Below are 23,739 nucleotides of genomic sequence, written 5' to 3' on the forward strand. Positions count from 1 at the left end.
AACATTCGTGAATGAGGGTAAAATTAATCATCCGATTACGAATACCTGTGTTGATAAATACAATTCACGAACATTAAAAACAAATACAATACATATTATTCGTATTTTGTGTTGTCAAAGAGAAATTAATAAATTATAATACTCTATGAAAGGAATACAACTTATACTTGTTTACCAACATGAATAACCCTTTTTGAAAGTGAGGCCAGATATGACACAGCGAAGAATCCCATACATCATCTTGGCTCCAGGATTGATTCTTTTGATTTTATTCTTGGTGTTACCGCTTATTACCGCGATTTACCCAACCTTCTTTGATGGAGGATTCACTTTGAGGAACTACATTTCGTTCTTTATGGATGAATATAATTTCGGTATTTTTTGGCGGACGATAAAAATTTCACTGATTGCAACTTTAATTTGTGTAGTGCTAGGAGTTCCGACCGCCTATTATATTTCGAAAAGTCCAAAAAAATGGCGTGGCCTGTTAATGTCGATTACCCTGTTTCCGTTGTTAACGAATTCGGTTGTGCGAAGTTTTGCATGGATCACCATTTTAGGACAAGACGGTATTCTAAATAATGCGTTAAAGAGCATTGGGTTAATATCAAAACCACTTACCCTGCTTTATACGGAATTCGCAATTGTGATTGGCTCTGTATATCTCTTCTTACCTTTAATGGTTATTACTTTAGTGGGGATATTAGAGAACATTGATTCGGAAATTATGGAAGCTGCAGAAACGTTAGGCGCCAATCGTTTGGTTGCTTTTATGAAGGTTATTCTGCCGTTGAGCGTGCCAGGAATTATTGTTGGCAGTATATTGGTTTTCACCGGAAGCATGACAGCCTATACTACTCCGCAATTATTAGGTGGAAACCGGAATATCATGCTTGCAACCTTCTTATATCAAAATGCGACTGCGTTAGGAAACTGGCAGGGTGCCAGTGTTATTGCTTTGATTATGATAGCCGCGACTTTGATTGTGATGAAGCTGTTCAACTGGGTTGCGGGCCGCATGGATAAGAGAGGTGAGGCAAGTGCGTAAAAATGTTGGTTTAAAGGTATTTGCGGGTTTGGTTTTTGCATTTTTGCTAGTGCCTTTGCTGATTATTATCGTGACTTCTTTTGGAACGAATTCAACCATTCAATTTCCAATTAAAGGTTTTACCCTTGATTGGTACGGCAAAGTGTTTAGCAATGAAGCCTTTATGGACAGCTTTTTTCTCAGTTTAAGAGTAGCTTTTATTGCGACACTCTTGGCGTTGATAATTGGTGTACCAGCTGCCTATTCATTGGCCCGTCATAAGGTTTTTGGACGAAATTGGATTAAGAGTTTCTTTCTTTCGCCAACAATCGTGCCTGGATTGGTCGTTGGATATGCCATGTATCAATTTATCGTGATTAAGTTCCAATTCCCGATTATCCAAGGACTGTTGTTAGGCCATTTCTTAATTTGCCTGCCATACGTAATCAGGGTTGTCGGCTCAACGATAGAGCAGTTAGATTTTTCAATTGAAGAGGTTTCATGGACGTTAGGCTGTACAAAATTACAGACGTTTATCAAAGTAGTGCTGCCAAACATTACTTCGGGAATTTTTGCTTCCTTTATGCTCGCGTTCATTAACTCCTTTAACAATATTCCTGTTTCGCAGTTTTTATCAGGACCAGGTGTTACGATGCTGCCAACTAACTTAATGAATTATATTGAATACAACTACGACCCATCGGTTTCGGCATTATCCGTTGTATTAATGCTTGGGACGATTGTTTTGATGTTTATTATTGAAAAAACATTAGGGTTAGCCAGTATTTCATAGAACAGACAGAATCCAACAGCGACGGGGGTAGAACAGCATTATGTCCTATGTTGAATTAAAAGATATTCGTGTAAGTTATGACAACAAAGCTGATATATTAAAAGATTTAAATTTATCGATTGAAAAAGGAGAATTGGTCTCCTTATTAGGACCATCCGGATGCGGGAAAACAACCACTTTAAGGGTGATTGCCGGCCTAATTGAGCCAAATGATGGCGAGTTCGTGGTTGATAATAAAAACTTAACGAAAGTGCCCGTTCATAAACGGGAGTTTGGAATGGTCTTCCAAAGCTATGCCTTGTTTCCCCATTTAACAATTAAAGAAAATGTTGCGTTCGGGTTGAAATTACGCAAGGAAAAAAGGCAAACCATTGAAAAAAAAGTAAATGATATTTTAGCCATTACGGGGTTAGAAGAGCTGGGCAATCGTTATCCGAAACAGCTCTCCGGCGGGCAAAGACAGCGTGTAGCATTAGCTCGTGCCTTAGTGATCGAGCCGAAATTATTATTATTAGATGAACCTCTCAGTAACCTGGATGCGAAATTGCGCCTGCAGATGCGGATTGAAATTAAACGGATTCAAAGCCAATTGGGGATTACATCCGTGTTTGTCACGCATGATCAAGAGGAGTGTTTCTCCATTTCGGACAAGGTGGCCGTTATGAATAAAGGCGTGATCGAGCAGTTCGACACACCTGAAGAAATTTATAAAAACCCAAAAACGGAGTTTGTGGCCCGCTTTATCGGGTTTGAGAACTTCTTTAAGCTAGCGCCTACTGAAGATTGGAAGTATAAAGCAGTCGATGGAACGGTCTTCGAAAGCACCCGCCAATGGAGACCAGCAAAAGGTACAGGAACCATTCGTCCAGATGATATTGAGATTGGGAAAGGTACCGAGCCAAATACCAACAATGCTGTATCAGGAAAGATAAAGGTCCGGACGTTCCTAGGCAAGTCCTACCAATATGAGGTAGAAACCCCGATTGGAACATTACGGGCAAATAAAGCGGATGATGTCATCTACCAAGTTGGAGACACAGTTACATTATCCATTCCTGCTCACAAGCTAATCATAGTTTAATAGGCAATAAAATTATTAATAAAAACTACATCTACGAAATGGGGACATGAAAAATGAAAAAGACATTAGGTTTAGTAGGCTTAACTCTTGCAGCTGCTAGTGTATTGGCTGCATGCGGCGGCGGTGACAGCACTGCAAGCAAGGAAAAACCAAAAACATTGGTTATCTCAACTTTCGGTTTGGAAGAAGATAAAATGCAGGAAGACGTCTTCAAACCATTTGAAAAAAAATATAATGTAGACATTGTGTTAGAAACAGGTACAAGCTCTGAGCGTTTAACAAAGCTTAAAAGCAATCCAAATTCAACAGTTGATGTAATTGAATTGTCCCAATCCAATGCCGCTGACGGTGTAGCAGCAGGGTTATTTGAAAAAGTCGACAGCTCCAAGGTTCCAAATATGGACAACTTAATTGATAGTGCAAAAGAATTAGCTGCAGACGGATCTGGCCCTGCCTACACGTTAAACAGTATCGGAATTGTCTACGATAAGAAGGCAGCAGGGAAGGAAATCAAAGAATGGAATGATTTATGGGATCCATCTTTGAAAGGGAAAGTTTCTATTCCTGACATTGCAACAACCTTTGGTCCGGCCATGCTTTATTTAGGAAGTAACCACGAGAATACTGACATTTCAAAGGATAATGGCAAGGCAGCGTTTAAAGGAATCACTGAGATAGCGCCAAACATAGTAAAAACATATAGCAAATCATCCGATTTAGCTAACATGTTCCAATCAGGAGAAATCACAGCAGCAGTTGTCGGCGACTTTGCTGTACCGATGATTACAGAATCCAATCCGGATGTCGCTTATGTTGTACCGCAATCTGGGACTTACGCCAACTTTAATACTATCAATATCAACAAAAATTCTAAAAATAAAGATTTAGCTTATAAGTATATCAACTGGAGATTAAGTCAGGAAGTTCAAGAAAAAACTGCCGTATCTCTAAATGAAGCCCCAACCAATAAAAAGGTAGAGCTAAACGAAGAAACAGCTAAAAATAAAACATATGGTGATGTGGCAGCTCGTACCAAGAAAGTGGATTCACTATTGGTCAATAAGAACCTTGAATCATGGATCAATCAGTGGAATAGAATTTTGAACAAATAGTTTGGGTTAGGAAAAGGGCTGAGGATCATCTTGGCCCTTTTTCTTTAGCGGTTGATCTAAAGGAGGGAATGGGAAATGAAAGCTGACTTAGCCATTATTAATGGACAGGTTTTTAACACGTTTACCAAAAAGTTTGAAAAGAAAAATGTGTACATTGTTGAGGATAAATTTTATTATTTGACACCTGACGAAGTGGAGAATTTCCAGGCTGGTGATGTAGTCGATGCAAGAGGTCAGTATTTGGTCCCAGGCTTAATGGATATTCATATGCACATTGAAAGCTCTATGACGTCCCCTGCCATTTTTTCAGAGGCTGTCCTAACCCATGGAGTGACAACCGTTGTGGCTGATGCTCATGAGATCGCCAATGTGTTTGGCATGGAAGGGCTGGAGGCGTTTTTTGCCCAGCCAAGTGTCATGGATATTTTCTATGCGATTCCTTCGTCTGTTCCATCTACGACCCCAGAGCTGGAAACGACTGGCGGTTATATTGGTGTTGAAGAAGTGAAGCAGCTCCTCAAGCATCCGAAAGTAATCGCTTTAGGGGAAGCAATGGACTTCAATGGCATTGTTAATCAAGAGGATTCCTTGATTCGGCAGATTTTACGCGTTGTTCAAACGGAGAGGCCAGCTATGCCTTTGGAAGGACATGTGCCGCGTGTTTCGGATTTGGAATTGGCCAAATTTTTATATGCGGGCATTACCGCTGACCACACCCATCAGTCGCCCCAATCGATTTATGAGAAAATCACCGGCGGGATGTTTTTAGAATTTCAAAAGAAATCAATAACGCCGGAAAATATGCGTGTTATTGTGGAAAATCAATTCTATGAATATATGGCAATCATTACAGATGATGTGATGGCGGACGACTTGCTGGAAGGACATTTGGATGCAAACGTACGTTTAGCCATTTCATGCGGCATGCCGGCAGAACAGGCGCTGTACTGCGCTACCTATACCCCTGCAAGACGGATGGGATTCCAGGACCGCGGCGCCATTGTCCCGGGGTTTAAAGCCGATTTTCTATTAGTAGATGATGTGGAACGCCTGGATATTGCGGCAGTTTATAAGGATGGAAAATTGGTACACGAGCGGGGAAATGCAATCAAGTATCCAGCAGTGGAACCTGCTTTTCCTGAGCACTTCTATCAATCCATACATTGTCGGGAACTGACTTTAGAGGATTTGCGGATTAAGGTGAATTCAGCTGAAAAGGTTGTCGTCAACGTGATGCGAATTTCCGAAGTGGGTACCTTTACCGAACATGTACAGAGAGAGATGGCCGTTACAGATGGTTATTTAGATTGGGAGAATAGCGGGCTGGCCTTAATTATAGTGATGGAGCGATATGGGAAAACAGGGAACATCGCCTATGGGTTTGTTGAGAATGCTTTATCTGAAAAAGGAGCTGTTGCCACTACTTGGGCACATGATCATCATAATTTGATGGTAATGGGGATGAGTGCGGCAGATATACTAGCGGCGCAGAAACAATTATTGGACATGCAAGGCGGATATGTCGTGACACAAGCGGGGCAGGTGCATGCGGTTTGCCCATTGACAGTCGGCGGGATTATCAGCGATGCACCGATTCAAGAATTAGGCCAGCAATTAAAGGAAGTACGTCAAGCAATTATTAGCTTAGGCTATCGTAACAGTAACGAGATCATGTCTTTTTCAACTTTATCCTTGCCGGTTTCACCTGCAATCAAAATTACCGACAAAGGGATGATGAATGTACGTTCGCAAATGATGATCCCATTGGTGGAGGGTGAGAAAGTTTGAATTTACTCATTAAAAACGCCTGGATATTAACGATGAATGAAAAAATGGAGCAGTTTCAAGACGGCTATTTAATAGTAGCCGAGGGTAAAATTGTAGAAGTAGGTCCAATGGATTCACTGCCAAAGAAGCTGGCCTTCGACCAATGCATCGATGCTAGAGGGGCGATTTTGCTGCCGGGTATGGTCAATACACATACTCATGTCGGGATGATCCCGTTTCGTTCTTTAGGTGATGACTATCCTGACCGGCTCCGCCGCTTCTTATTTCCGTTAGAAAATGAATGTATGAATGAACAGCTTGCCTACACGAGCGGAAAATATGCGATTGCCGAAATGCAGCTTGCCGGTGTGACAACCTTCTTTGATATGTATTATTTTGAGCAAAAATTAGCAGAAGCGGCAGATGAAATGCATAGCCGCGGCATTTTTGCGGAAACAGTCATCGACTCCGTAACGGTTGATGTGCCGGAGCCAATGGGCGGATTGCAATACGCTGAAGGGTTTCTGCCAAGATGGCAAGGAAATAGCAGGATTCGGGCAACGGTAGCACCACATGCCCCTTACACGAACACAATTGAAGTGCTCCAGCAGGCGGATGCTTTGTCTCAAAGGTACCAGGTGCCATGGATGATGCATGTCAGTGAAATGGATTTTGAAATGGAGAAGTATCGTAAAGAGCGCAACCAAACGCCGATTGAATTTTTAGAAGAGATTGGTGTGCTAAGCTCAAGGCTGGTAGCTGCCCACTGTATTCATTTGTCTGATCATGATATTGAATTGCTGAAGCGGTATGATGTAAAGGTTGCTCATTGTATCGGCGCCAATACGAAATCGGCTAAGGGAGTGGCCCGTGTCCGGGAGTTATTGTCTGCGGGTGTGACAGTTGGGTTGGGAACAGACGGCCCAAGCAGTGGGAATACGCTCGATTTATTCAGCCAAATGCGCTTGTTTGCTAATTTCCATAAAACTATTTTACAGGATCGCAGCGTCTTCCCAGCTGAAGAGATTGTGAAGTTAGCGACCATCGGAGGAGCGAAAGTTTTAGGTATGGAGGACAAAATTGGCTCAATCCAGGCAGGAAAACAAGCTGACTTCATTCTAGTGGAAATCGATTCGGTCAATATGTTTCCTATTTTTGATCCGTACAGTGTTTTAGTGTACTCTGCAAATGCCGGAAATGTAAGAGATGTATTTATCGATGGAAAGCAAGTTGTGGCAGAAAAACAATTAGTAAATTTTGATCTAATGAAATTAAGAGCAGAGCTTACTTCAGCCATGGAGGAATGTGGATTTAAAAGAAAGGCTCTAAAAGCAATGGAGGGAAAATAGGATTTAGAGTTGGTTGGTAACTCCAAATGTAGAATGTGGGGCGCAACTCATTTTAAAGAAAGGTAACTAACCCTCTGGGCGTTGCCTTTTTTCTATTTCTACTAATTTTTCGCCGGTTATGATTAATTCAAAAAGGTTGAGATATGGCAGTGAAACGGATTAGTTTTTGGTGAAATGTGGTATCCTGTTGTTATGAAATAAGAGATTAAAGGAGAGATGAAAATGTCCTATATCGTTGATTTTAAAAATGTGTCTACAGTGGGTTTAGAGTCCTCACCGGTAGCAGAAGCGCTTGCTGGTTTACGTGCTAATGAAGCCCGTTACTTTATGAACAAATACAAGCATGAATTTACTGTCGTACCAGCTAGCGAAAGCGGGGAGACCCTTGATTATGTGAACCGAATTTTGAAAGAAGAACGTGGTATTGAGTTTGCCGCTAAACCGTTAGAGACGTCGCGTTTTCAAGTGGAAAATATTGATTGGACTTATGTCTTTTATGAGGATGGCCTTTCGGTCAACGTCCTGTATACAGTTGATAATCCTAAGAAGCGGGCTGTTGGTTTTAAGCTTTCTGAGGGGATGGAGGTACCAGAAGAGTTAGAAGGGAAGTTTAAGTTTGCTAGGCAGAAGTCTAAACTAGCTGGAACCATTCGTGGCTCGTTTTTTGTCATTAAAGGTGAATATTAGGGGGAACATGTTTATGATCCCAGCAAAAATAGATCCTTTATCTATCACTCCAATAAGGGAAAAAAGCCTCGAGTCCATCGTTGATTGGTTTGACCAACATAAACAATCGTTCTATACTCTGGGTTGGTCTTATCTTAGGACTCAGCAGCAAATGGAAGAGCTTTTTTACCGGTCTATTATAAAAGTGCACAAGGAATTACCTCGTTTTAAAAGTGAAACAACATACGAAACGGGGGTTACATCTATTTTTATACATAACTGCCGAAAACTTTCTAAAGATAGAAGTTTACAAGACTCAGAGGAAAGTGAACAACATAAGGATTTATTTAAAGCACTTGATCGGTTGAAAGAGGATGAGAAAGAAGCGGTGGCCCTTACATATGTAAAAGGAATTTCTAAGGAGGAAACGGCACATCTTCTCCAGGTTTCAATGGAAAAGCTGAAAGAGCTTCTGTTTTCCGGTATCCAGTCACTTAGAAAAGAAATGGGGTACGGGTCATCCTTTAATGGTTGTAAGGAGTATCAAAAAAATTATATCGATTACTTGGAAAGAACCATGGATCGGTCGGAAAAGATTGATTTCGAGGTGCATATTTATCATTGTCAAGACTGTCAGAAGGATTTGGGTCCCTTTCAGGATGTCATGTTAACTATGGTAAATCTTACTGAAAGGATGAAGGATTTCCGTGTGCCATCTGATTTCATGGAGAACGTCAAAGCTAGGCTGGCAGAAAGGGAAAAGCAAAGGCAACAGAAGAATAACAAACGTAAAAGAATGGGCCTTGTTTTTGCAAGTGTTTTAGCATTATTAATGGGTATAGAAGTTTTTACAGGCTCTTTTACCAACCTTTACTACACATGGACAGAAGAAGATCAAGAGTTGCGTGCCTTTCTGCAACAGGGCCTGGGTGAAAGGCTGAACCTGGAAGCGGAAAGCGCGGGGGTGAAAATTAAGATCAAGAGTGCGATTGCTGATGATGTTCAGACGCTTATCCTTTATGAAATAGAAGATACAGAAGAAGACAATCAATATGTAATGGATTTTAATGAAGGTTTTTTTGTAGAGAACGAACAAGACATCATGAGCCGTGATACATATCCAAGGTACTATCCTCCTGACCTTAAATCGGCTGAAAATAATAGTGAAAAGAATGTGTATCATGGAAAGATTAGTCTGCTGCCACTCACAACGGATAACGGGACAATCAAACTCAAGATCACCAAGCTTCAGAAATTGATTCGTGATACTTCCGAGCAGAATAGTTTTAGGCCTTACGGGAACATGGAGAATAAAGCAGGGGAGTGGAACTTCGAGATTCCTGTAACAAAACAGCCATCTATCGAATATGCGTTGAATGAAGAGACTGACATCGACGGGATCCCAATTCGATTTGATAAACTAACGATTGCTCCAACAGCAACGATTCTGCAATATGCTATTAATAATGAACAGACAGAGAAACGGGTGGATTTTCTTAATTTTGACAATCTAGAAGTGAACGATAAAAAAATGAAAGCTGATAGGTATGGCAGCAATTTTTTGGATTTACAGCAAGACATGAATTGGACTACTTTTCAAACACATTTTGACTCTATTTTTGGAGAGAAGCCTAAAGAGATCAGCGTTCAATTCAAATCTGTTCTTTTAACGTTTGAAGACCACAAAACCATTGAACTGGACGCTGCTAAGGAATATCCTCAAACCTTTGAGTATGCAGGCAGTACAATCACTATCGACCAGGTGGAAGTTGGACAGCCTGCCAATGTTATCATAAGCAATCATGAAATTAAGAATCGGGCATATGAGTCGCTTAACTTCAATATTGTGGGTGAGGATGAAAATGAAATTGGTTCAATGGAGATGGATTCAGAAGGAGTGCTCGTTGATAAAGACGGAGTAGAATACGATATGAGTAAAATTCAAATGCCATATGAAGAAATCGAACAGCCTCGCAATTTTTTTACCGTTCAAAGAATAAGATTACACAGTAACAACGCTGAAGATAAAGTAATCCCTAAAAGACTGGAGATTTATGGGTATAGCACTACAAAATATTTGGATGATGTTGTGAAGATTTCAGTGGACTAACATACATCATAGGTGATTATATTTTTCCAAAATAAGTAACTCGCATGTACAAACCATCTTGGATATGCTATGTTTTTATTAATCTGAAAATTTAAATTAATAGAATAGGAGGAGTAAAATGGAACATATTTTAGTAGAAACGCAGAATGGGGTTCGCACCTTAACACTAAACAGGCCAGAGCGCCTCAATGCCGTTAATGATAAACTTAGTGCTGAGATCATTCAGGCTATTGCGGAGGCATCTGCCGACGATGAAGTTCGTGTCATTGTGATAACCGGGAGTGGAAAAGGTTTTTGTGCAGGTCTTGACCTGACCGAGTTTGCTAAGAGAGATAAATCCGCTGATTCTCGTCATAAAACATTAGATAACTTGGGCTGGGTTGGTCATCAGGCGTTAGGAATCGTTCATTGTGATAAACCTGTCATCGCCGCAATTAACGGAATTGCAGCTGGTGCAGGACTCGCTCTGGCTCTTGCCTGTGACCTGCGCTTTATGTCTGCTGGTGCAAGGGTAACGGCTGGATACATTCGCCGCGGTCTCAATCCGGATGCGGGAATGACCTATTTTTTACCGCGCTTGGTAGGACAGGGGAAAGCAACGGAGTTGATATATACGGGTCGGGACATCTATCCTGAAGAAGCAGAACGGATTGGTTTGGTTAACGGGATATTCCCTGATGAAGAATTTCAAGATCGGGTTATGAATTTTGCCAAGGAGTTAGCGGAAGGACCGCCTGTTGCGCTGACACTTTCCAAAAGATTGCTTGCCGCAAGCCCTGACACAGATCTTACAACGATTCTAAAACAAGAGTTAGCTTCCATTAAAGTTTGTTTTGGCACTAAAGACGTCCAAGAAGGGGTAAAAGCCTTTGCCGAGAAGCGGAAACCTGTTTTCCGGGGAGAGTAGTAATAAGTAAATTAAAAGAATGAATAAGTTTCGGGGGGCCATCCCCCGTCTTTTTTTTGCCAATTTTTCTACAAGGGTGTTCCATGATAAAGTATGGTAATATGGAATCATGTACTTAAGTTGTAGATAGTAATAATCATTTTTGGGGGAGGTTTGTAAGGATGAGTCAAAATGGAATACCTTCCGCACTGAAAGGCAAAAGTGCTGCTATTTCAAATAATCGTTCCGGCCTTATGGCTGATATAAAAGCTCTTTTTAAAGGACCTGTCTTAATAGCCAATGTACTGCCCGTCTTTACTGGGTTTTGGCTGGCACTTTATTTTACCAGCGCCTCTTTTTCTGATTACTTGAATGTATTTTTGCTGACCATCATCGGCAGTACGCTGGTCATGGGCGGAGCACTTGTCATTAATAACTGGTATGATGTTGACATCGATACTGTCATGGATAGAACGAAGCATCGGCCGACCGTAACAGGGCATATTCCTCTTAAAGTAGTATTAACGATAGGAATTGTCCTCACAGTACTAGGCTTCATTCTTTTGTCTTTTACAAGATGGGAAGCAGTGATTTATGCTTTCGTAGGCTGGTTTACTTATGTCATCTTATATACAATGTGGTCCAAACGGAGGTATACACTTAACACCGTGATTGGTGCCGTTTCAGGTGCTGTTACTCCGCTAATTGGCTGGACGGCAATTGAGCCAGGGACTCATATTGTTCCGATTATGTTATTTCTGATTATCTTTGTTTTCCAAATGCCGCATACCTTTGCCATTGCGATGAAGAAGTGCGAGGAATATCGTGCGGCGAAGGTAGCGATGCTGCCTGTGGTACATGGGTTTGAAATGACGAAGCGGCAGATGGTGGTCTATATCGCCTGCCTATTGCCATTGCCGTTTTATCTAGGATCGCTTGGGCTTACCTTTGTTGTCATTGCTACAGTGATGAACCTTGGCTGGCTAATTGTGAGCATAAGCGGATTTTTTACAAAAGATGACCTGAAATGGGCCCAGATTAATTTTCTGTACTCCGTAAACTATATCACCATCCTGTTTCTTATGATGATTGTGGTAACATTGCCAATATTTAAATAGGTTATTTAGCAGCTGTCCTTATGAAAAATAAGGGCGGCTTTTTTTGTTTTTTTAAGATGATTTTACTTTAATTCACAAATTTGTCATTTTTGATTTCTTCCCCTTTTTCCGCCATTTTTTTCTATTCCACAATAAAAATTATTCGATTAACAAGTTAAAAACAGTGGAAATACAGCTATTTTCCGTACTCTTTTTCATAAACATTCGGATTTTGGACAAAAGGTACAATAATATTTCCTTTTTTCTTACGACCAAAATCACTTATGAAATGTGACGCAGTTCACTTCGCTGAGAATCGTTCCTAACTATGATAGAAGTAAGAAAACAGAATAAATCAAAAGGGGGATTCACAAATGGCATCTGCAAAAGCAAATCGCAATAATAAGCCAGGCAAGCAGCACGAAGAACCGTTAAAAGGTACATGGATTTCCGTTGGTGTGGTTGGCGTCGTTATTCTCGTTACTTATTTAACTTTATATGGGCTTTATATGACTAGAGTATAGGGGGGAAAGAAATGAAAATGCATCTTGATGAAAAAATATGGCTGGCATTAAGCTTCGGTATAATGATGATTTTCATGTTAATCACGGGCTATCAGGCTGTTGCTGAAGGAATGGCACCGCCAAGTAATATCCAAACTATCGATTCGCAAAAAGTAGATCAAACAGCGCCTTTTGATAAGCCTGGAATTAAACAGATTGGCGATCATGAATACGAAGTAGTCATGACATTGCAAGTTTTTAGCTTTAATCCTGGAAATATTGAAGTTCCAGCTGGATCAACTGTACATTTTATCTTAACTTCAAAAGATGTTGTCCACGGTTTTGAAATTGCAGGAACCAACGCTAACGCAATGGTAACACCAGGTTATATCTCAAGAGTTACCCAAAAGTTTGATAAACCGGGAAGTTATTTAGTGCTATGTAACGAATATTGCGGTGCCGGCCACCAAATGATGAGCACTACAATTACGGTTAAGTAAAGGGGGGAAAGACTAATGGAAACAGCAATAAATCAAACGTTTAAAACAAAAACAACTAAATTGCTAGGTGTTAATAAAGAAGACGCAAAAATTTCGAAAACATATTTATTTGTATCATTTGTCATCTTGTTAATTGGTGGATTTTTAGGATTAGCACAAGGTTTAAACCGTGCCGGTCTTCTGGAGCTGCCTTCGTGGTTAAACTATTATCAGGTTCTTACGATGCACGGTGTGTTCATGCTTCTTGCCTTCACTACTTTCTTTACATTTGGTTATCTGTATGCAGGTCTTTCACATGAACTGGGAGGTCTTCTTCCAAAGGTTAGAAAGTTTGTCTGGACAGCATTTGCAGCCAAAATTATTGGCGCGGTATTGGTTGTTATTCCAATCCTTATGAATGAAGCATCAGTAATGTACACATTCTATCCGCCTTTAAAAGCACACCCAATGTTTTATATTGGTTTAGTATTCTTCGCAGTAGGTATGTGGTTGTGCAACGTTGGCGCATTTATCCAAGTAGCCAATTGGCGGAAAAATAATAAAGGAAAGCATGTTCCAATCTTTTCTTACTTTGCAACTGGTATCAACGTTCTAATGTTTTTTGCACTTATTCCTGTAGCAGTTGAAGTTTTAATTCTAGTTCCTTGGTCTTTAGGCTGGGTTAAGACCGTTAATGTTATGGTTTCTCGTACATTATTCTGGGCCTTTGGGCATACGCTTGTAAATATCTGGTATTTAACAGCTACTTCTGCATGGTATGTCATTGCACCGAAATTAATCGGCGGCAAACGCTGGAGCGATACATTAACCCGCGTCGTTATTATCGCTTTGGTAATCATGAACATTACAGGTGGATTCCATCACCAAATCATTGACCCAGGTATTTCTTTACCAGTTAAAATGATGCACGTATTTATGAGTTTAGCCATTGGTTTCCCATCATTAATGACCGCTTGGGCCATGTTTGCAGTATTTGAAAAGACGGCAAGAAAGCAAGGCGGAAAAGGACTGATCGGCTGGTATAAAAAAATGCCATGGGGCGATGTTCGTTTCCTAGCGCTATTTATCAGTATGGCTTCCTTTGCTCCAGCGGGTGCCGGTGGTATTGCGCAAACAACCAACCAATTGGACACAGTTGTTCATAACACGATGTGGATTGTCGGTCACTTCCACTTAACACTTGGTGTGACGGTCGCATTGGCATTCTTTGGGATTAGTTATTGGTTAGTTCCATATATTTCAGGACGTGTCTTAACACCACAAATCAATAAATTAGGTGTCATTCAAACTTGGATCTGGACAATCGGCATGATCTTTATGTCAGGTGCCATGCACACAGTTGGATTACTTGGCTCACCACGAAGAACTTCTTTTACAACATATGGCGATCATGCAACAGCATTAGGCTGGAACCCATATATGATGGCATTGGCTGTCGGTGGTACTTTGTTAATCATCGGTGTTATTCTCCAAGTGTATGCGGTAATTAATATGATGTTCTTTGCACCAAAAGGGGAAACAGAATTCCCAATTGCGGAAGCAGAAGAAAATGCTTCTCCAACTCCTTATTGGACAGAGCGCTGGGGACTTTGGATTGTGGTTATGCTAGTAGTCGTTGCAATGGCATATGTCGTTCCATTAACAGAATTTATTGTTAATGCACCTCCAGGATCACCTGGGTTTAAGACCTGGTAAACAGAAAAGCTTCAGCGCCTAGGCGCTGAAGCTGGACAGAATTGATAACAAAAGAGATAGCTCGTTTGCTGGGCTATCTCTTTCTGCTAAAAGAGAGAGAACTTTTTTAAAAATAGGTTTGGGAAGTGGTCGTTATGATCAAAAATCGCCATCAGGTAATTTCACTATTAGTCGTATTTGTGTTTGGATTTGTTTTATTTTATACAGGTACAGATGGGTTTCGGGCCTTTACGGCGGAAACGGCCAGGGTGAACAGGCTGCTGGATGAGAAGCCGAAATTTCCTAAAATAACGTTGGAGGACAGTAAGCAACGGGAGTATTCCATTTCTGAATTCAAAGGGAAGTACGTATTTATTACCTTTCTTTATACGTCTTGTACATCTGTCTGTCCGCAGTTGGAAATGAACATGTTAAAGGTTTACGAGCAGATTCCGAAAAAATATTTGGGAAAAGATATTGTATTTTTAAGCATCAGCTTTGACCCATCCAGAGACACTCCACAGACGCTCGAAAAATACCGCACTTATTTTAAAAGTGATGGGGAAACCTGGCGGATGGCAAGGGTTCCGGACAAGAATGAATTGGATGCATTGCTAAAAGAATTTGGAGTGACTGTTATTCCTGACGGATACGGGAATTTCACTCATAATTCCGCATTTTATTTAGTGGACCCGAAAGGCAGTCTTCAAGATGTGATGGACTATAAAAAAATAGATGAGGCAGCCGATAAGGTTGTCAAGATTCTGAATCAGGAAGCGGGGGAATAATCAATGCAACAATTTATATATGGATTATTGTTACTTATTGCCCTAGCTATTCCGCCTATTGCTCATTTTATGGAATCCGTGATGATTATCCATATGCATATGCAAATGCCAATGGTGGTATTTGCGGGGTTCCTGATGGCACGACTTTTTATGGACCGCTTTCCGAGATTTTTTAAAAAATGGAACGGGAATGGCGTTCCGGGAATTTTATTGTTTGTCATAATTATAGGCTTCTGGACTCTGCCGCGTTCGATGGATGATGCTTTAACTGATCAAAGCGTAGAGGTATTTAAGTTTTTGAGTTTATCACTTTTAGCTGGAATTCCCTTGAGGGACAGCTGGAAAAAGTTAAATTCTCTTGGTAAAAATATTTTTTTCATCTTCTTCACCATTTTGTTCCTGGTGGTGGGCTGGCTTTATATTGATGCACCTGTCCAGTTATGCAATAACTACTTGGTTATCGAACAAATCACGCTAGGCTGGGGCTTCTTGACTACGGCAATTTGTATAGTTATATACTTGATATATATTACCTTTACGGACCGGACGAAATATGAATAATAGAAATGCAGCCGCTTGGAGTGATTTCCGGGCGGCTGTTTTTAGGCAAATAAAGAGGGATGTTTAATGGCAGTGTAGAAGTAGATGACTGGAAGATAAAGAGGTGATTTAATAATGATTGAAGTGTATTCAAAAGAGGATGTTGTCTGTGTTGAAGGGACCGTGGAAAGGTTTGGCCGCAAAATTTTTGCCTATTTAGTAGACGGCATGTTGGTTGATACGGGTCCTCAATCTATTGAAGTGGATTTTATTTCTTTTTATAAAGAACATTCATTTGATAAGGCTGTTTTAACCCATAGTCACGAGGACCATTCCGGAACCGCTCCGTGGATTCAGGAGAATCGCGATATTCCAATTTATGTCCATCCAAAAGGGGTCGGCGTTTGTGCGGAGTTTGCTCCCTATCCGAAATACCGCCAGATTACTTGGGGGGTGCGCAGGGAGTTTCAGGCATTGCCGCTGGGAGAATCAATTCAATCGCACAAATCAACTTGGAAAGTGATTTACACCCCGGGCCATGCCGATGATCATGTTGCGCTTCTAGATATGGAAACTGGACGGCTTTTTTCCGGAGATTTATTTGTTGCTCCCAAAACAAAGGTAATTATGTCGAGCGAATCGATTCCGGTTATTATCAATTCCCTTCGGACGTTATTAAACTATGATTTTGGTTCAATGTTTTGCGCTCATGCAGGTTACATACAGAATGGAAAAGATACGCTGAAGCAAAAATTAGACAATCTCGAGAATCTTAGCGGGGAAGTGGAGCATCTTTATAGAATCGGGCTTTCTGTAGCAGAGATTAATGAAAAGCTGTTTCCAAAAAAATACCCGCTTATTACTGTTTCGGGCGGGGAATGGGACTCGATTCATATCGTTTCATCAATAGTCGCGGATTTTGCGAAAGGTGTTATCAAAAGTGGGTCACAAGATTAATGGCCTTGAAGTCTAAATAGCAACTGGACAAGCATGAATTTACTCATTGTTATGGTCAGGTAAGTATACTCGAACGGCAGAAACTCTGAAACAGTGTACTGCCGTTTTATTTTTTTAAAAACAGTGGTAAATTTATCGTAAACATTATTTTAAACAGCAGATGGGTGATCAACATGGAGTTGCCAAAGGACTTTCTCGAAAAAATGAAGAGCCTTTTAGATGAGGAATATGAGGATTTTGTAAAAAGTTATCACGATAATAGAGCGCAAGGGTTTCGGGTGAACCCTTTAAAAATCTCAGTTGAGGAGTTTAAAAAAATCAGCCCTTTTAATCTGGAAAAAGTCCCATGGGTGAAAGAGGGGTTTTTCTATCGAACAGAGGACCGGCCTGGAAAGCATCCGTACCATGAGGCAGGCCTGTATTATATTCAGGAGCCAAGCGCGATGGCGGCAGGGGAGCTAGTCGACCCGCAGCCGGGTGAGCGTGTCTTGGATTTATGTGCAGCGCCGGGTGGGAAAACCACTCATATTGCGGGAAAAATGCAGCAGCAGGGATTTTTGCTCACGAACGAAATTCACCCTGCACGGGCCAAGATTCTTTCGCAGAATGTCGAGCGGATGGGGATTAGGAACGCCGTTGTAACCAATGAAACTCCGGCGAGACTGGCCCAGCGGTTTCCGGGGTATTTTGACCGGATCATGGTCGATGCACCGTGCTCTGGAGAGGGGATGTTTCGCAAGGATCCTGATGCCTGTGCTGAATGGAGTCCTGAGAATGTAGCGGTATGTGCCGCTCGGCAGTTTGATATTCTCGAACACGCTGGGACAATGCTTCGTCCGGGGGGCAGGCTCGTATACTCGACCTGTACATTTTCACCCGAAGAAAATGAAGGTGTTATTAGTAAGTTTTTAAAAGATAGCCCTAACTTTGAGATAGAGGATGTTCAGGTTTATGAGGGCTTTGGAAAGGGCAGGCCAGACTGGATTTCAGATGGTGCTTCTGGTCTTGGAAAGACGGTCAGGATTTGGCCTCATCAATTACAGGGTGAGGGGCACTACATTGCTGTTCTAAGAAAAACGGATGGTGACGAGGCGGGCGGCAGGCTGAAGTACGCTAAAACCTTGTCCGACCAGAAAATTTTAAAAAGCTATTATCAGTTTGCGGAGGAGACTTTACTTGAAACGCCAAAAGGGGAATTTCTTTTATTTGGCGAGCAGTTGTACTTGCTTCCGAAAGAGATGCTGTCATTGGAAAATTTGAAGGTTGTCCGGCCGGGATGGCATCTAGGAACGATTAAAAAGAACCGTTTTGAGCCGTCACATGCCCTTGCTTTAGGTTTAACCGGGGAACAGGTGAAGCATAAATGGAATCTAGAGAAGGATTCCCGTGAAATGCTCGCCTATTTAAAAGGAGAGTCTTTGGCGGCAGAGGGTCCGAAAGGCTGGTACTTGTTGGAGGTAGACGGCTATTCCATCGGCTGGGGCAAGCTGTCAGATCATATTTTGAAAAACCATTTCCCAAAAGGGCTGCGCTGGACTGGGATTGGTTGAGGGACATGAAAGAACATTATTATGATAAGCTATTAAATATAAAGACAAGAGCGGAGCAGCAGGGATTTCACCAGTCCCTGCATTACCACCGCTATGAGCCAACTCCCTATAGCGGACTGGAAGAATTATTTAAAACCTATGAGCTGAAACCAGGCGACCGGGTTGTGGACTTTGGCTGCGGACGGGGACGGCTGAACTTTTATATCCACTATTTCTTTCATGCATCAGTGGTTGGAGTTGAAATGGATGAGGGGCTGTTTCAGGCAGCTTTGGCAAATCGTGAAAGTTATATTAGAAAAACAAAGAGTCGCAGCGACAAAGTTGAGTTTCGTTGCTGCCTGGCAGAAGAGTATCCGGTAGCTCCTCGGGATAATCGGTTTTACTTTTTCAATCCATTTTCGATTCAGGTCTTTCAAAAGGTTATTAATAATATCTTAGTTTCGCTGGAAGAACACCCGCGGGAAATTGATGTGATTTTATATTACCCCTCTGAGGATTATATTTATTTTTTGGAAAATCAAACGGCCTTTGAACTGCATGAGGAAGTAAAGTTGCCGTATGTTTATCGTCATAATCAAAACGAGCGATTTTTAATTTATAGGCTGGGATATTAGAGAAACTGCACGGGCAGCGTCAGGATCCACCGGGAGGGATTATGAATGTACCACCGTTTATGGATTTTTTTTAATGGATGTTTAGCCTTGATTTCTATCGTCTATATTTGGTTATTCAGTCCTCATGATAATTCACTAGTAGTACTGGCGCAGTTTTTGGCTCAGGTGGCAATGCTATTGTTTCTAGTCAACATCAATATGTATTTCATCTTTTTGGTGATTCGGAAAACATCGATACGAAAGGTGAAAATCCGGCTTGCCAAGTTTTCGCGCTATTTTATGAAATGGCATATCCCGATTGCGGTATTGGGTACGTCAACGATTATTGGGCATGCTGCGATCAATTTATATGCAATTGCCCCACTGCTTGGCTGGGGACATTTAAAATTATGGAGCGGCGTATTGGCGCTGGTGACGCTGGCAGTCGTGTTGTTTGCGGGCTGGCTAAGGCACAAAAGGGCATCCGGCTTTCGCCGTAGGTTCCACCTCACCGCCGCGATGATTTTTTTAGTCATATTCCTGGTCCATATGTTTATTCCAGTATAATAAAAGGTATTGAAATTAGCTGAAGTGTCTACGGACGGTGCCTGACACCTAATTTGGAGGTGATTTTAATTGGAGAGTATTACGGTTGTTTCGCTGTTAGATGTAATTAGTGAGTTGTTTTCGGATGAGATTTCGATTGCGGTTTCCAACACTAGTGAGTATATTTATTACCGGCCGAGCAAGCGGATTGATTTGAAGATTCGGCGTGGCGATCCTTTGAAGGATGGCACGATTGCCTATAAGGCAGTGAATACTGGGCAGAAGGTTTCGGAGTTTATCGACCGTGACGTTTTTGGGATTCCATACCACGGGATGGCTGTGCCATTTTTTCATGATGGGAAGATTGAAGGCTGTGTGACGGCGATATTTCCGTCACTAACCAGCGGCAAGTTAGTCGTCACCATTAAATCAGAAGACGGCTGGATTCCAGTTCCGTTTTCTCAGGTGATCTACCTCGAGGCTAAGGAAAAGAAGACCTTTGTTTACGCCGAGGAGCACAGCGGCACACATAAATATTCGCTGCAGGAATTTGAATTTCTACTTCCAAAGGATGACTTTATCCGCTGCCACCGCTCGTTTATTGTGAATGTCAATCATATAAAGGAGATTCACCCAGACACCCATTCAACCTTTATTTTAACGATGAAAAATGGCGACAGGGTGCAGGTCAGCCAATCTTATTCGAGCTATTTTCGTAGATTGTTAGGATTTTAGAAAAAATTCTGCTTTAGCACGTAGATTTTCTGTTTTATCCGAAAATTTCGTAACTAGTCCCCAATTTCTCTGACTGAAAACCTTTATCGGTTACAATTAAAATAAAATTCCATTGGGGAGTGGGATGAAATGTTGGATAGCAAATACGAACGGATTAAAGATTCACGACTTTGGGACCGTGTAGTGTCGCCGGAAGAGGCAGCATCTTGGATTCAAGACGGTATGACGCTGGGATTAAGCGGCTTTACACGTGCCGGTGATGTGAAAGCGGTTCCCTTTGCGTTAGTGAAACGTGCCGAGCACGAATCGTTTAAGGTAAATGTTTATACGGGAGCATCATTGGGCTCAGACGTTGACAAGCTGTTTGCAGAGGCTGGAATTATTGGGAAAAGGCTGCCTTTCCAAGCAGACCCGACGATGCGCGGAAAAATCAATAACGGTGAGATGTTGTTTGTAGATCAGCACTTATCACACACTTCAGAACTAGTTCGCGCTGGTGTAATGGATCCTGTCGATTACGCTATATTGGAAGCGTTCTCAGTTACCGAGGATGGAATGGTGATTCCGACCACTTCAGTGGGCAATTCTCTATCGTTTGCCCTGAATGCAAAGTCAATTATTATTGAGATCAATTTGGCCCATCAGGTGAACCTGGAAGGCTTGCATGATTTATATGAGCCTGGGAAGCAGGGAGAGCGCGGACCGATTCCATTGACGGGGGTAAAAGACCGGATTGGCACGATTGGAATACCGGTTGATATTGATAAGGTAAGAGGGATTGTGTTTACCAACCAGCTAGACTCACCTTCAACGATTGTTCCTCCAGACGAGGAAACGGTCATCATGGCCAACCATTTAATTGATTTCTTACGTACCGAAGTGCAAACGGGCCGTCTGACAAACCGGCTTGCGCCGCTTCAGTCAGGGATTGGTTCGGTTGCGAATGCAGTTCTTCATGGCCTCTTGGATTCAGAGTTTGAAGACCTTGAAGTATACTCTGAAGTATTGCAGGATGCCGTGTTTGATTTAATTGATGCCGGGAAGGTTAAGTATGCTTCATGCTGCTCCATTACATTGTCAGAGCAGAAGATGAAAGAGGTTTATGGCAATTTTGAAAAATACCGTGATCTGCTTATCATGCGGCCGCAGGAGATTTCCAATCATCCGGAAATTATCCGCCGTCTTGGATTAATTTCCATTAACACCGCGCTGGAATTAGACATTTACGGCAATGTCAACTCCACTCATGTACTTGGAACGAAAATGATGAACGGAATCGGCGGTTCCGGCGATTTCGCCCGCAATGCCCGCCTTGCGATTTTCGTAACAAAATCCATCGCCAAGGGCGGTAAGATATCAAGTATCGTGCCTTTCGTTTCCCACGTCGACCATACCGAGCATGATGTCGATGTCATTGTGACGGAACAGGGGTATGCAGACTTACGGGGACTTTCACCGAGACAGCGAGTAGAATTGATCATCGAGCGCTGCGCGCATCCAATGTACCGTCAGCAGCTGCGCGAATATTACCAGGAAGCTCTCACAAGAGGCGGACAAACCCCTCATGTATTGGAAAAAGCATTTTCCTGGCATACCAATTTCGCTGCGAATGGTACCATGCTGCAGCCAGTAACGGTAACGGTTTAAAGTATTAAATTGAAAATGAAGGTGAGCCCTAGCATGCTAGGGCTCACCTTCTGCGTTTTTTTCGGTTCTTATTCTATACAAAACATAAATTTATCAAATGTGGGGGAATTTAGATATGGAGGGATAAAAATGACTAATAAAATGGAAAATCTCAAATTAACAAGTGCTGAAATATCCTCATTATGGACTACATTTCTGAACATCGGTGTCGCAAACTGTTTATTAACACACTATGCGGAAACGTGTAATGATCAGGAAATTCTTGCTATGGTTGAGGAAGCACAACATTATGCCAAAAAGCATTTGCAACTGATAGAAGATTTGTTTCATGCAGAGAAAATCGCCTTGCCTGAGGGCTTTAAGGTGGAGAAGCATGTCATCCCTCGCGCACCAAAACTATTTTCCGATATATTTTATATCCATACGTTACTACATATGGTCAAGTACGGGGTTACCTCCCATAATGTTGGAATGATTCTGGCAGCACGAGAGGATGTGCGGCAATTTTATAAGAATATGTTTGACGATGTTTCTTATCTCCATAATAAGGTTGTAATTTGTATGCAAGAAAAAGGGATTTTTATAAGAATGCCATACATGAACTATCCAACAAAAATTGACTTTGTTAATAAAGAAAGTTTTTTAACCGGCTGGTTTGGCAGAAGGCGTCCATTGTTAGGTATTGAAGTAACCCATCTAATGGTCAATGCCATCCAGAATGAAATTGGAAGAGCACTTTGTGCTGGATTCTCTCAAGTAGCCCAAGACCAGGAGATTAGAGATTATTTTCTTCGTGGCAAACACATCTGCAAACATATCCTAAGCTCCATCCATGATGTGTTAATAGAAAGTGATGTACCAGCAGCGATGTCGTGGGATCAAGGTGTAACCGACTCAACAGCTGCACCATTTTCGGATCAACTAATGCTTTATATCGTGGGGGTTCTTTCTAATCTTGGCATTTCTTCTTATGGTGCTGCAATGTCAGCTACCATGCGCAGGGACATAAGTGCCATGTACACCGGCTTTATCGCCAAAACAGGAACGTTTGGCGAGGATGGTTTGAATTTAATGATTGATAGAAGATGGATGGAACAGCCGCCGCAATTTAATGATCATGATAAATTGGCTAAAAAGGAATAAATGATGAAAATAAATGATTAAAAAAGGGAATCAACCTGGTGAATGGTTAATTCCCTTTTTTATATGGAGGAGATACCAGGAGAACAGCGAAATAAAAGAAGTGTTTATTTATAAGGGGGAATGTTTAATGGAAAAAAAGGTGTACGTGATTAGGCATTGTGAGGCGGAGGGACAGCCAAAGGGAGCACAGTTAACAGAGAAGGGGCGACAGCAGGCGAAGGAATTGGCTGGATTTTTGGCGGGGGTAAAGATTGATAAAATAATTTCAAGTCCATTTCGACGTGCTGTTCAGTCGATTGAACCTGCCGCTTTTTCGGGAAAAATTAGAATAGAAGTGGATGAGCGCCTGTCAGAGCGCATTCTAAGTACCAAGCCATTGGAGGATTGGCAAGAAAAATTAGAGACTTCATTTGTGGATCTAGAGGCCAAATTTGATGGCGGGGAGTCCAGTGCCGAAGCGATGGACCGAATTGTTAGTGTCGTAAAGGAAGTTTTGGCTGTGGAGACTGAAAATACGCTTATCGTCACCCATGGGAACTTGATGTCATTGCTATTAAAATATTTTCAACCGAATTTTGGATTTGAAGAGTGGAAGAACCTCAGTAACCCAGATGTCTACCTTTTGACCTTTTGCAATCAGAATGTCAGTATTAAGCGTGTGTGGGAGTAGAGTGA

Annotated in this window: 23 protein-coding genes; all 23 read left to right on the forward strand. The window is 41.7% G+C overall.

Features of this window, described 5'->3' with window-relative positions:
• Window positions 1-211 precede the first annotated feature (211 nt).
• On the forward strand, window positions 212-1,048 hold the full coding sequence (locus V5M37_RS01875) for an ABC transporter permease (RefSeq protein ID WP_423800496.1): 837 nt from the start codon (window positions 212-214) through the stop codon (window positions 1,046-1,048).
• Window positions 1,041-1,820 (forward strand): ABC transporter permease, encoded by a 780-nt coding sequence (locus V5M37_RS01880; protein WP_423800497.1) that lies wholly within the window; start codon window positions 1,041-1,043, stop codon window positions 1,818-1,820. The genes V5M37_RS01875 and V5M37_RS01880 overlap by 8 nt, the downstream gene beginning before the upstream one ends.
• Window positions 1,821-1,860: 40 nt before the next feature.
• Window positions 1,861-2,901, forward strand: a complete 1,041-nt coding sequence (locus tag V5M37_RS01885; protein WP_423800498.1) for an ABC transporter ATP-binding protein — start codon at window positions 1,861-1,863, stop codon at window positions 2,899-2,901.
• Between the two features lie 53 nt (window positions 2,902-2,954).
• Window positions 2,955-4,013: an ABC transporter substrate-binding protein gene (locus V5M37_RS01890; protein ID WP_423800499.1), complete on the forward strand. Its 1,059-nt coding sequence runs from the start codon at window positions 2,955-2,957 to the stop codon at window positions 4,011-4,013.
• 75 nt (window positions 4,014-4,088) lie between these two features.
• The gene (locus V5M37_RS01895; protein ID WP_423800500.1) at window positions 4,089-5,801 is read left to right on the forward strand and encodes an adenine deaminase C-terminal domain-containing protein; all 1,713 of its coding nucleotides are present in this window, start codon (window positions 4,089-4,091) and stop codon (window positions 5,799-5,801) included.
• On the forward strand, window positions 5,798-7,129 hold the full coding sequence (locus V5M37_RS01900) for an amidohydrolase (RefSeq protein ID WP_423800501.1): 1,332 nt from the start codon (window positions 5,798-5,800) through the stop codon (window positions 7,127-7,129). Before V5M37_RS01895 ends, V5M37_RS01900 begins: the two co-directional genes overlap by 4 nt.
• A 222-nt stretch (window positions 7,130-7,351) precedes the next feature.
• Window positions 7,352-7,816, forward strand: a complete 465-nt coding sequence (locus tag V5M37_RS01905; RefSeq protein WP_423800502.1) for a phage tail protein — start codon at window positions 7,352-7,354, stop codon at window positions 7,814-7,816.
• 13 nt (window positions 7,817-7,829) lie between these two features.
• The gene (locus V5M37_RS01910; protein WP_423800503.1) at window positions 7,830-9,905 is read left to right on the forward strand and encodes a DUF4179 domain-containing protein; all 2,076 of its coding nucleotides are present in this window, start codon (window positions 7,830-7,832) and stop codon (window positions 9,903-9,905) included.
• A 118-nt stretch (window positions 9,906-10,023) separates the two neighbouring features.
• Entirely contained in the window at window positions 10,024-10,812 is a 789-nt protein-coding gene (locus tag V5M37_RS01915; protein ID WP_423800504.1) for an enoyl-CoA hydratase/isomerase family protein, read from the forward strand.
• Between the two features lie 161 nt (window positions 10,813-10,973).
• Window positions 10,974-11,909: a heme o synthase gene (gene cyoE, locus V5M37_RS01920; RefSeq protein WP_423800505.1), complete on the forward strand. Its 936-nt coding sequence runs from the start codon at window positions 10,974-10,976 to the stop codon at window positions 11,907-11,909.
• A gap of 353 nt (window positions 11,910-12,262) precedes the next feature.
• Window positions 12,263-12,412, forward strand: coding sequence for a hypothetical protein (locus V5M37_RS01925; RefSeq protein ID WP_213120851.1), 150 nt, complete (start codon window positions 12,263-12,265; stop codon window positions 12,410-12,412).
• A gap of 11 nt (window positions 12,413-12,423) precedes the next feature.
• Entirely contained in the window at window positions 12,424-12,891 is a 468-nt protein-coding gene (locus V5M37_RS01930) for a cytochrome c oxidase subunit II (RefSeq protein ID WP_423800506.1), read from the forward strand.
• 15 nt (window positions 12,892-12,906) lie between these two features.
• Window positions 12,907-14,586: a cbb3-type cytochrome c oxidase subunit I gene (locus V5M37_RS01935; protein ID WP_423800507.1), complete on the forward strand. Its 1,680-nt coding sequence runs from the start codon at window positions 12,907-12,909 to the stop codon at window positions 14,584-14,586.
• Window positions 14,587-14,720: 134 nt separating this feature from the next.
• Window positions 14,721-15,353: an SCO family protein gene (locus V5M37_RS01940; RefSeq protein ID WP_423800508.1), complete on the forward strand. Its 633-nt coding sequence runs from the start codon at window positions 14,721-14,723 to the stop codon at window positions 15,351-15,353.
• Between the two features lie 3 nt (window positions 15,354-15,356).
• Window positions 15,357-15,914: a hypothetical protein gene (locus V5M37_RS01945; RefSeq protein ID WP_423800509.1), complete on the forward strand. Its 558-nt coding sequence runs from the start codon at window positions 15,357-15,359 to the stop codon at window positions 15,912-15,914.
• Between the two features lie 114 nt (window positions 15,915-16,028).
• On the forward strand, window positions 16,029-16,850 hold the full coding sequence (locus V5M37_RS01950; protein WP_423800510.1) for an MBL fold metallo-hydrolase: 822 nt from the start codon (window positions 16,029-16,031) through the stop codon (window positions 16,848-16,850).
• 173 nt (window positions 16,851-17,023) lie between these two features.
• A complete protein-coding gene (locus V5M37_RS01955) occupies window positions 17,024-18,400 on the forward strand; it encodes an RsmF rRNA methyltransferase first C-terminal domain-containing protein (protein WP_423800511.1) in 1,377 nt (458 codons plus the stop codon).
• A 5-nt stretch (window positions 18,401-18,405) separates the two neighbouring features.
• On the forward strand, window positions 18,406-19,014 hold the full coding sequence (locus tag V5M37_RS01960) for an SAM-dependent methyltransferase (RefSeq protein WP_423800512.1): 609 nt from the start codon (window positions 18,406-18,408) through the stop codon (window positions 19,012-19,014).
• A 45-nt stretch (window positions 19,015-19,059) separates the two neighbouring features.
• On the forward strand, window positions 19,060-19,560 hold the full coding sequence (locus V5M37_RS01965) for a hypothetical protein (RefSeq protein ID WP_423800513.1): 501 nt from the start codon (window positions 19,060-19,062) through the stop codon (window positions 19,558-19,560).
• Between the two features lie 69 nt (window positions 19,561-19,629).
• Complete coding sequence (locus V5M37_RS01970; protein ID WP_423800514.1) at window positions 19,630-20,274, forward strand: LytTR family DNA-binding domain-containing protein; 645 nt, start codon at window positions 19,630-19,632, stop codon at window positions 20,272-20,274.
• A gap of 129 nt (window positions 20,275-20,403) precedes the next feature.
• Window positions 20,404-21,921, forward strand: coding sequence for an acetyl-CoA hydrolase/transferase family protein (locus V5M37_RS01975; protein ID WP_423800515.1), 1,518 nt, complete (start codon window positions 20,404-20,406; stop codon window positions 21,919-21,921).
• Window positions 21,922-22,050: 129 nt separating this feature from the next.
• Complete coding sequence (locus tag V5M37_RS01980; protein ID WP_423800516.1) at window positions 22,051-23,064, forward strand: DUF3231 family protein; 1,014 nt, start codon at window positions 22,051-22,053, stop codon at window positions 23,062-23,064.
• 127 nt (window positions 23,065-23,191) lie between these two features.
• Window positions 23,192-23,734, forward strand: coding sequence for a histidine phosphatase family protein (locus V5M37_RS01985; protein ID WP_423800517.1), 543 nt, complete (start codon window positions 23,192-23,194; stop codon window positions 23,732-23,734).
• The last annotated feature ends 5 nt before the right edge of the window (window positions 23,735-23,739 follow it).

The organism is Neobacillus sp. SAB-20_R2A (assembly GCF_049568635.1).
Classification (GTDB): Bacteria; Bacillota; Bacilli; order Bacillales; family Cytobacillaceae; genus Neobacillus; species Neobacillus citreus.

Bases quoted from the DNA above. Each gene is read 5' to 3' on its own strand.
- V5M37_RS01965 (WP_423800513.1), top strand. From the start codon at position 19,060: ATGTACCACCGTTTATGGATTTTTTTTAATGGATGTTTAGCCTTGATT.
- V5M37_RS01895 (WP_423800500.1), top strand. From the start codon at position 4,089: ATGAAAGCTGACTTAGCCATTATTAATGGACAGGTTTTTAACACGTTT.
- V5M37_RS01975 (WP_423800515.1), top strand. From the start codon at position 20,404: ATGTTGGATAGCAAATACGAACGGATTAAAGATTCACGACTTTGGGAC.
- V5M37_RS01950 (WP_423800510.1), top strand. From the start codon at position 16,029: ATGATTGAAGTGTATTCAAAAGAGGATGTTGTCTGTGTTGAAGGGACC.
- cyoE (WP_423800505.1), top strand. From the start codon at position 10,974: ATGAGTCAAAATGGAATACCTTCCGCACTGAAAGGCAAAAGTGCTGCT.
- V5M37_RS01960 (WP_423800512.1), top strand. From the start codon at position 18,406: ATGAAAGAACATTATTATGATAAGCTATTAAATATAAAGACAAGAGCG.
- V5M37_RS01885 (WP_423800498.1), top strand. From the start codon at position 1,861: ATGTCCTATGTTGAATTAAAAGATATTCGTGTAAGTTATGACAACAAA.
- V5M37_RS01875 (WP_423800496.1), top strand. From the start codon at position 212: ATGACACAGCGAAGAATCCCATACATCATCTTGGCTCCAGGATTGATT.
- V5M37_RS01890 (WP_423800499.1), top strand. From the start codon at position 2,955: ATGAAAAAGACATTAGGTTTAGTAGGCTTAACTCTTGCAGCTGCTAGT.
- V5M37_RS01905 (WP_423800502.1), top strand. From the start codon at position 7,352: ATGTCCTATATCGTTGATTTTAAAAATGTGTCTACAGTGGGTTTAGAG.
- V5M37_RS01940 (WP_423800508.1), top strand. From the start codon at position 14,721: ATGATCAAAAATCGCCATCAGGTAATTTCACTATTAGTCGTATTTGTG.
- V5M37_RS01930 (WP_423800506.1), top strand. From the start codon at position 12,424: ATGAAAATGCATCTTGATGAAAAAATATGGCTGGCATTAAGCTTCGGT.
- V5M37_RS01955 (WP_423800511.1), top strand. From the start codon at position 17,024: ATGGAGTTGCCAAAGGACTTTCTCGAAAAAATGAAGAGCCTTTTAGAT.
- V5M37_RS01945 (WP_423800509.1), top strand. From the start codon at position 15,357: ATGCAACAATTTATATATGGATTATTGTTACTTATTGCCCTAGCTATT.
- V5M37_RS01935 (WP_423800507.1), top strand. From the start codon at position 12,907: ATGGAAACAGCAATAAATCAAACGTTTAAAACAAAAACAACTAAATTG.
- V5M37_RS01985 (WP_423800517.1), top strand. From the start codon at position 23,192: ATGGAAAAAAAGGTGTACGTGATTAGGCATTGTGAGGCGGAGGGACAG.
- V5M37_RS01915 (WP_423800504.1), top strand. From the start codon at position 10,024: ATGGAACATATTTTAGTAGAAACGCAGAATGGGGTTCGCACCTTAACA.
- V5M37_RS01925 (WP_213120851.1), top strand. From the start codon at position 12,263: ATGGCATCTGCAAAAGCAAATCGCAATAATAAGCCAGGCAAGCAGCAC.
- V5M37_RS01910 (WP_423800503.1), top strand. From the start codon at position 7,830: ATGATCCCAGCAAAAATAGATCCTTTATCTATCACTCCAATAAGGGAA.
- V5M37_RS01980 (WP_423800516.1), top strand. From the start codon at position 22,051: ATGACTAATAAAATGGAAAATCTCAAATTAACAAGTGCTGAAATATCC.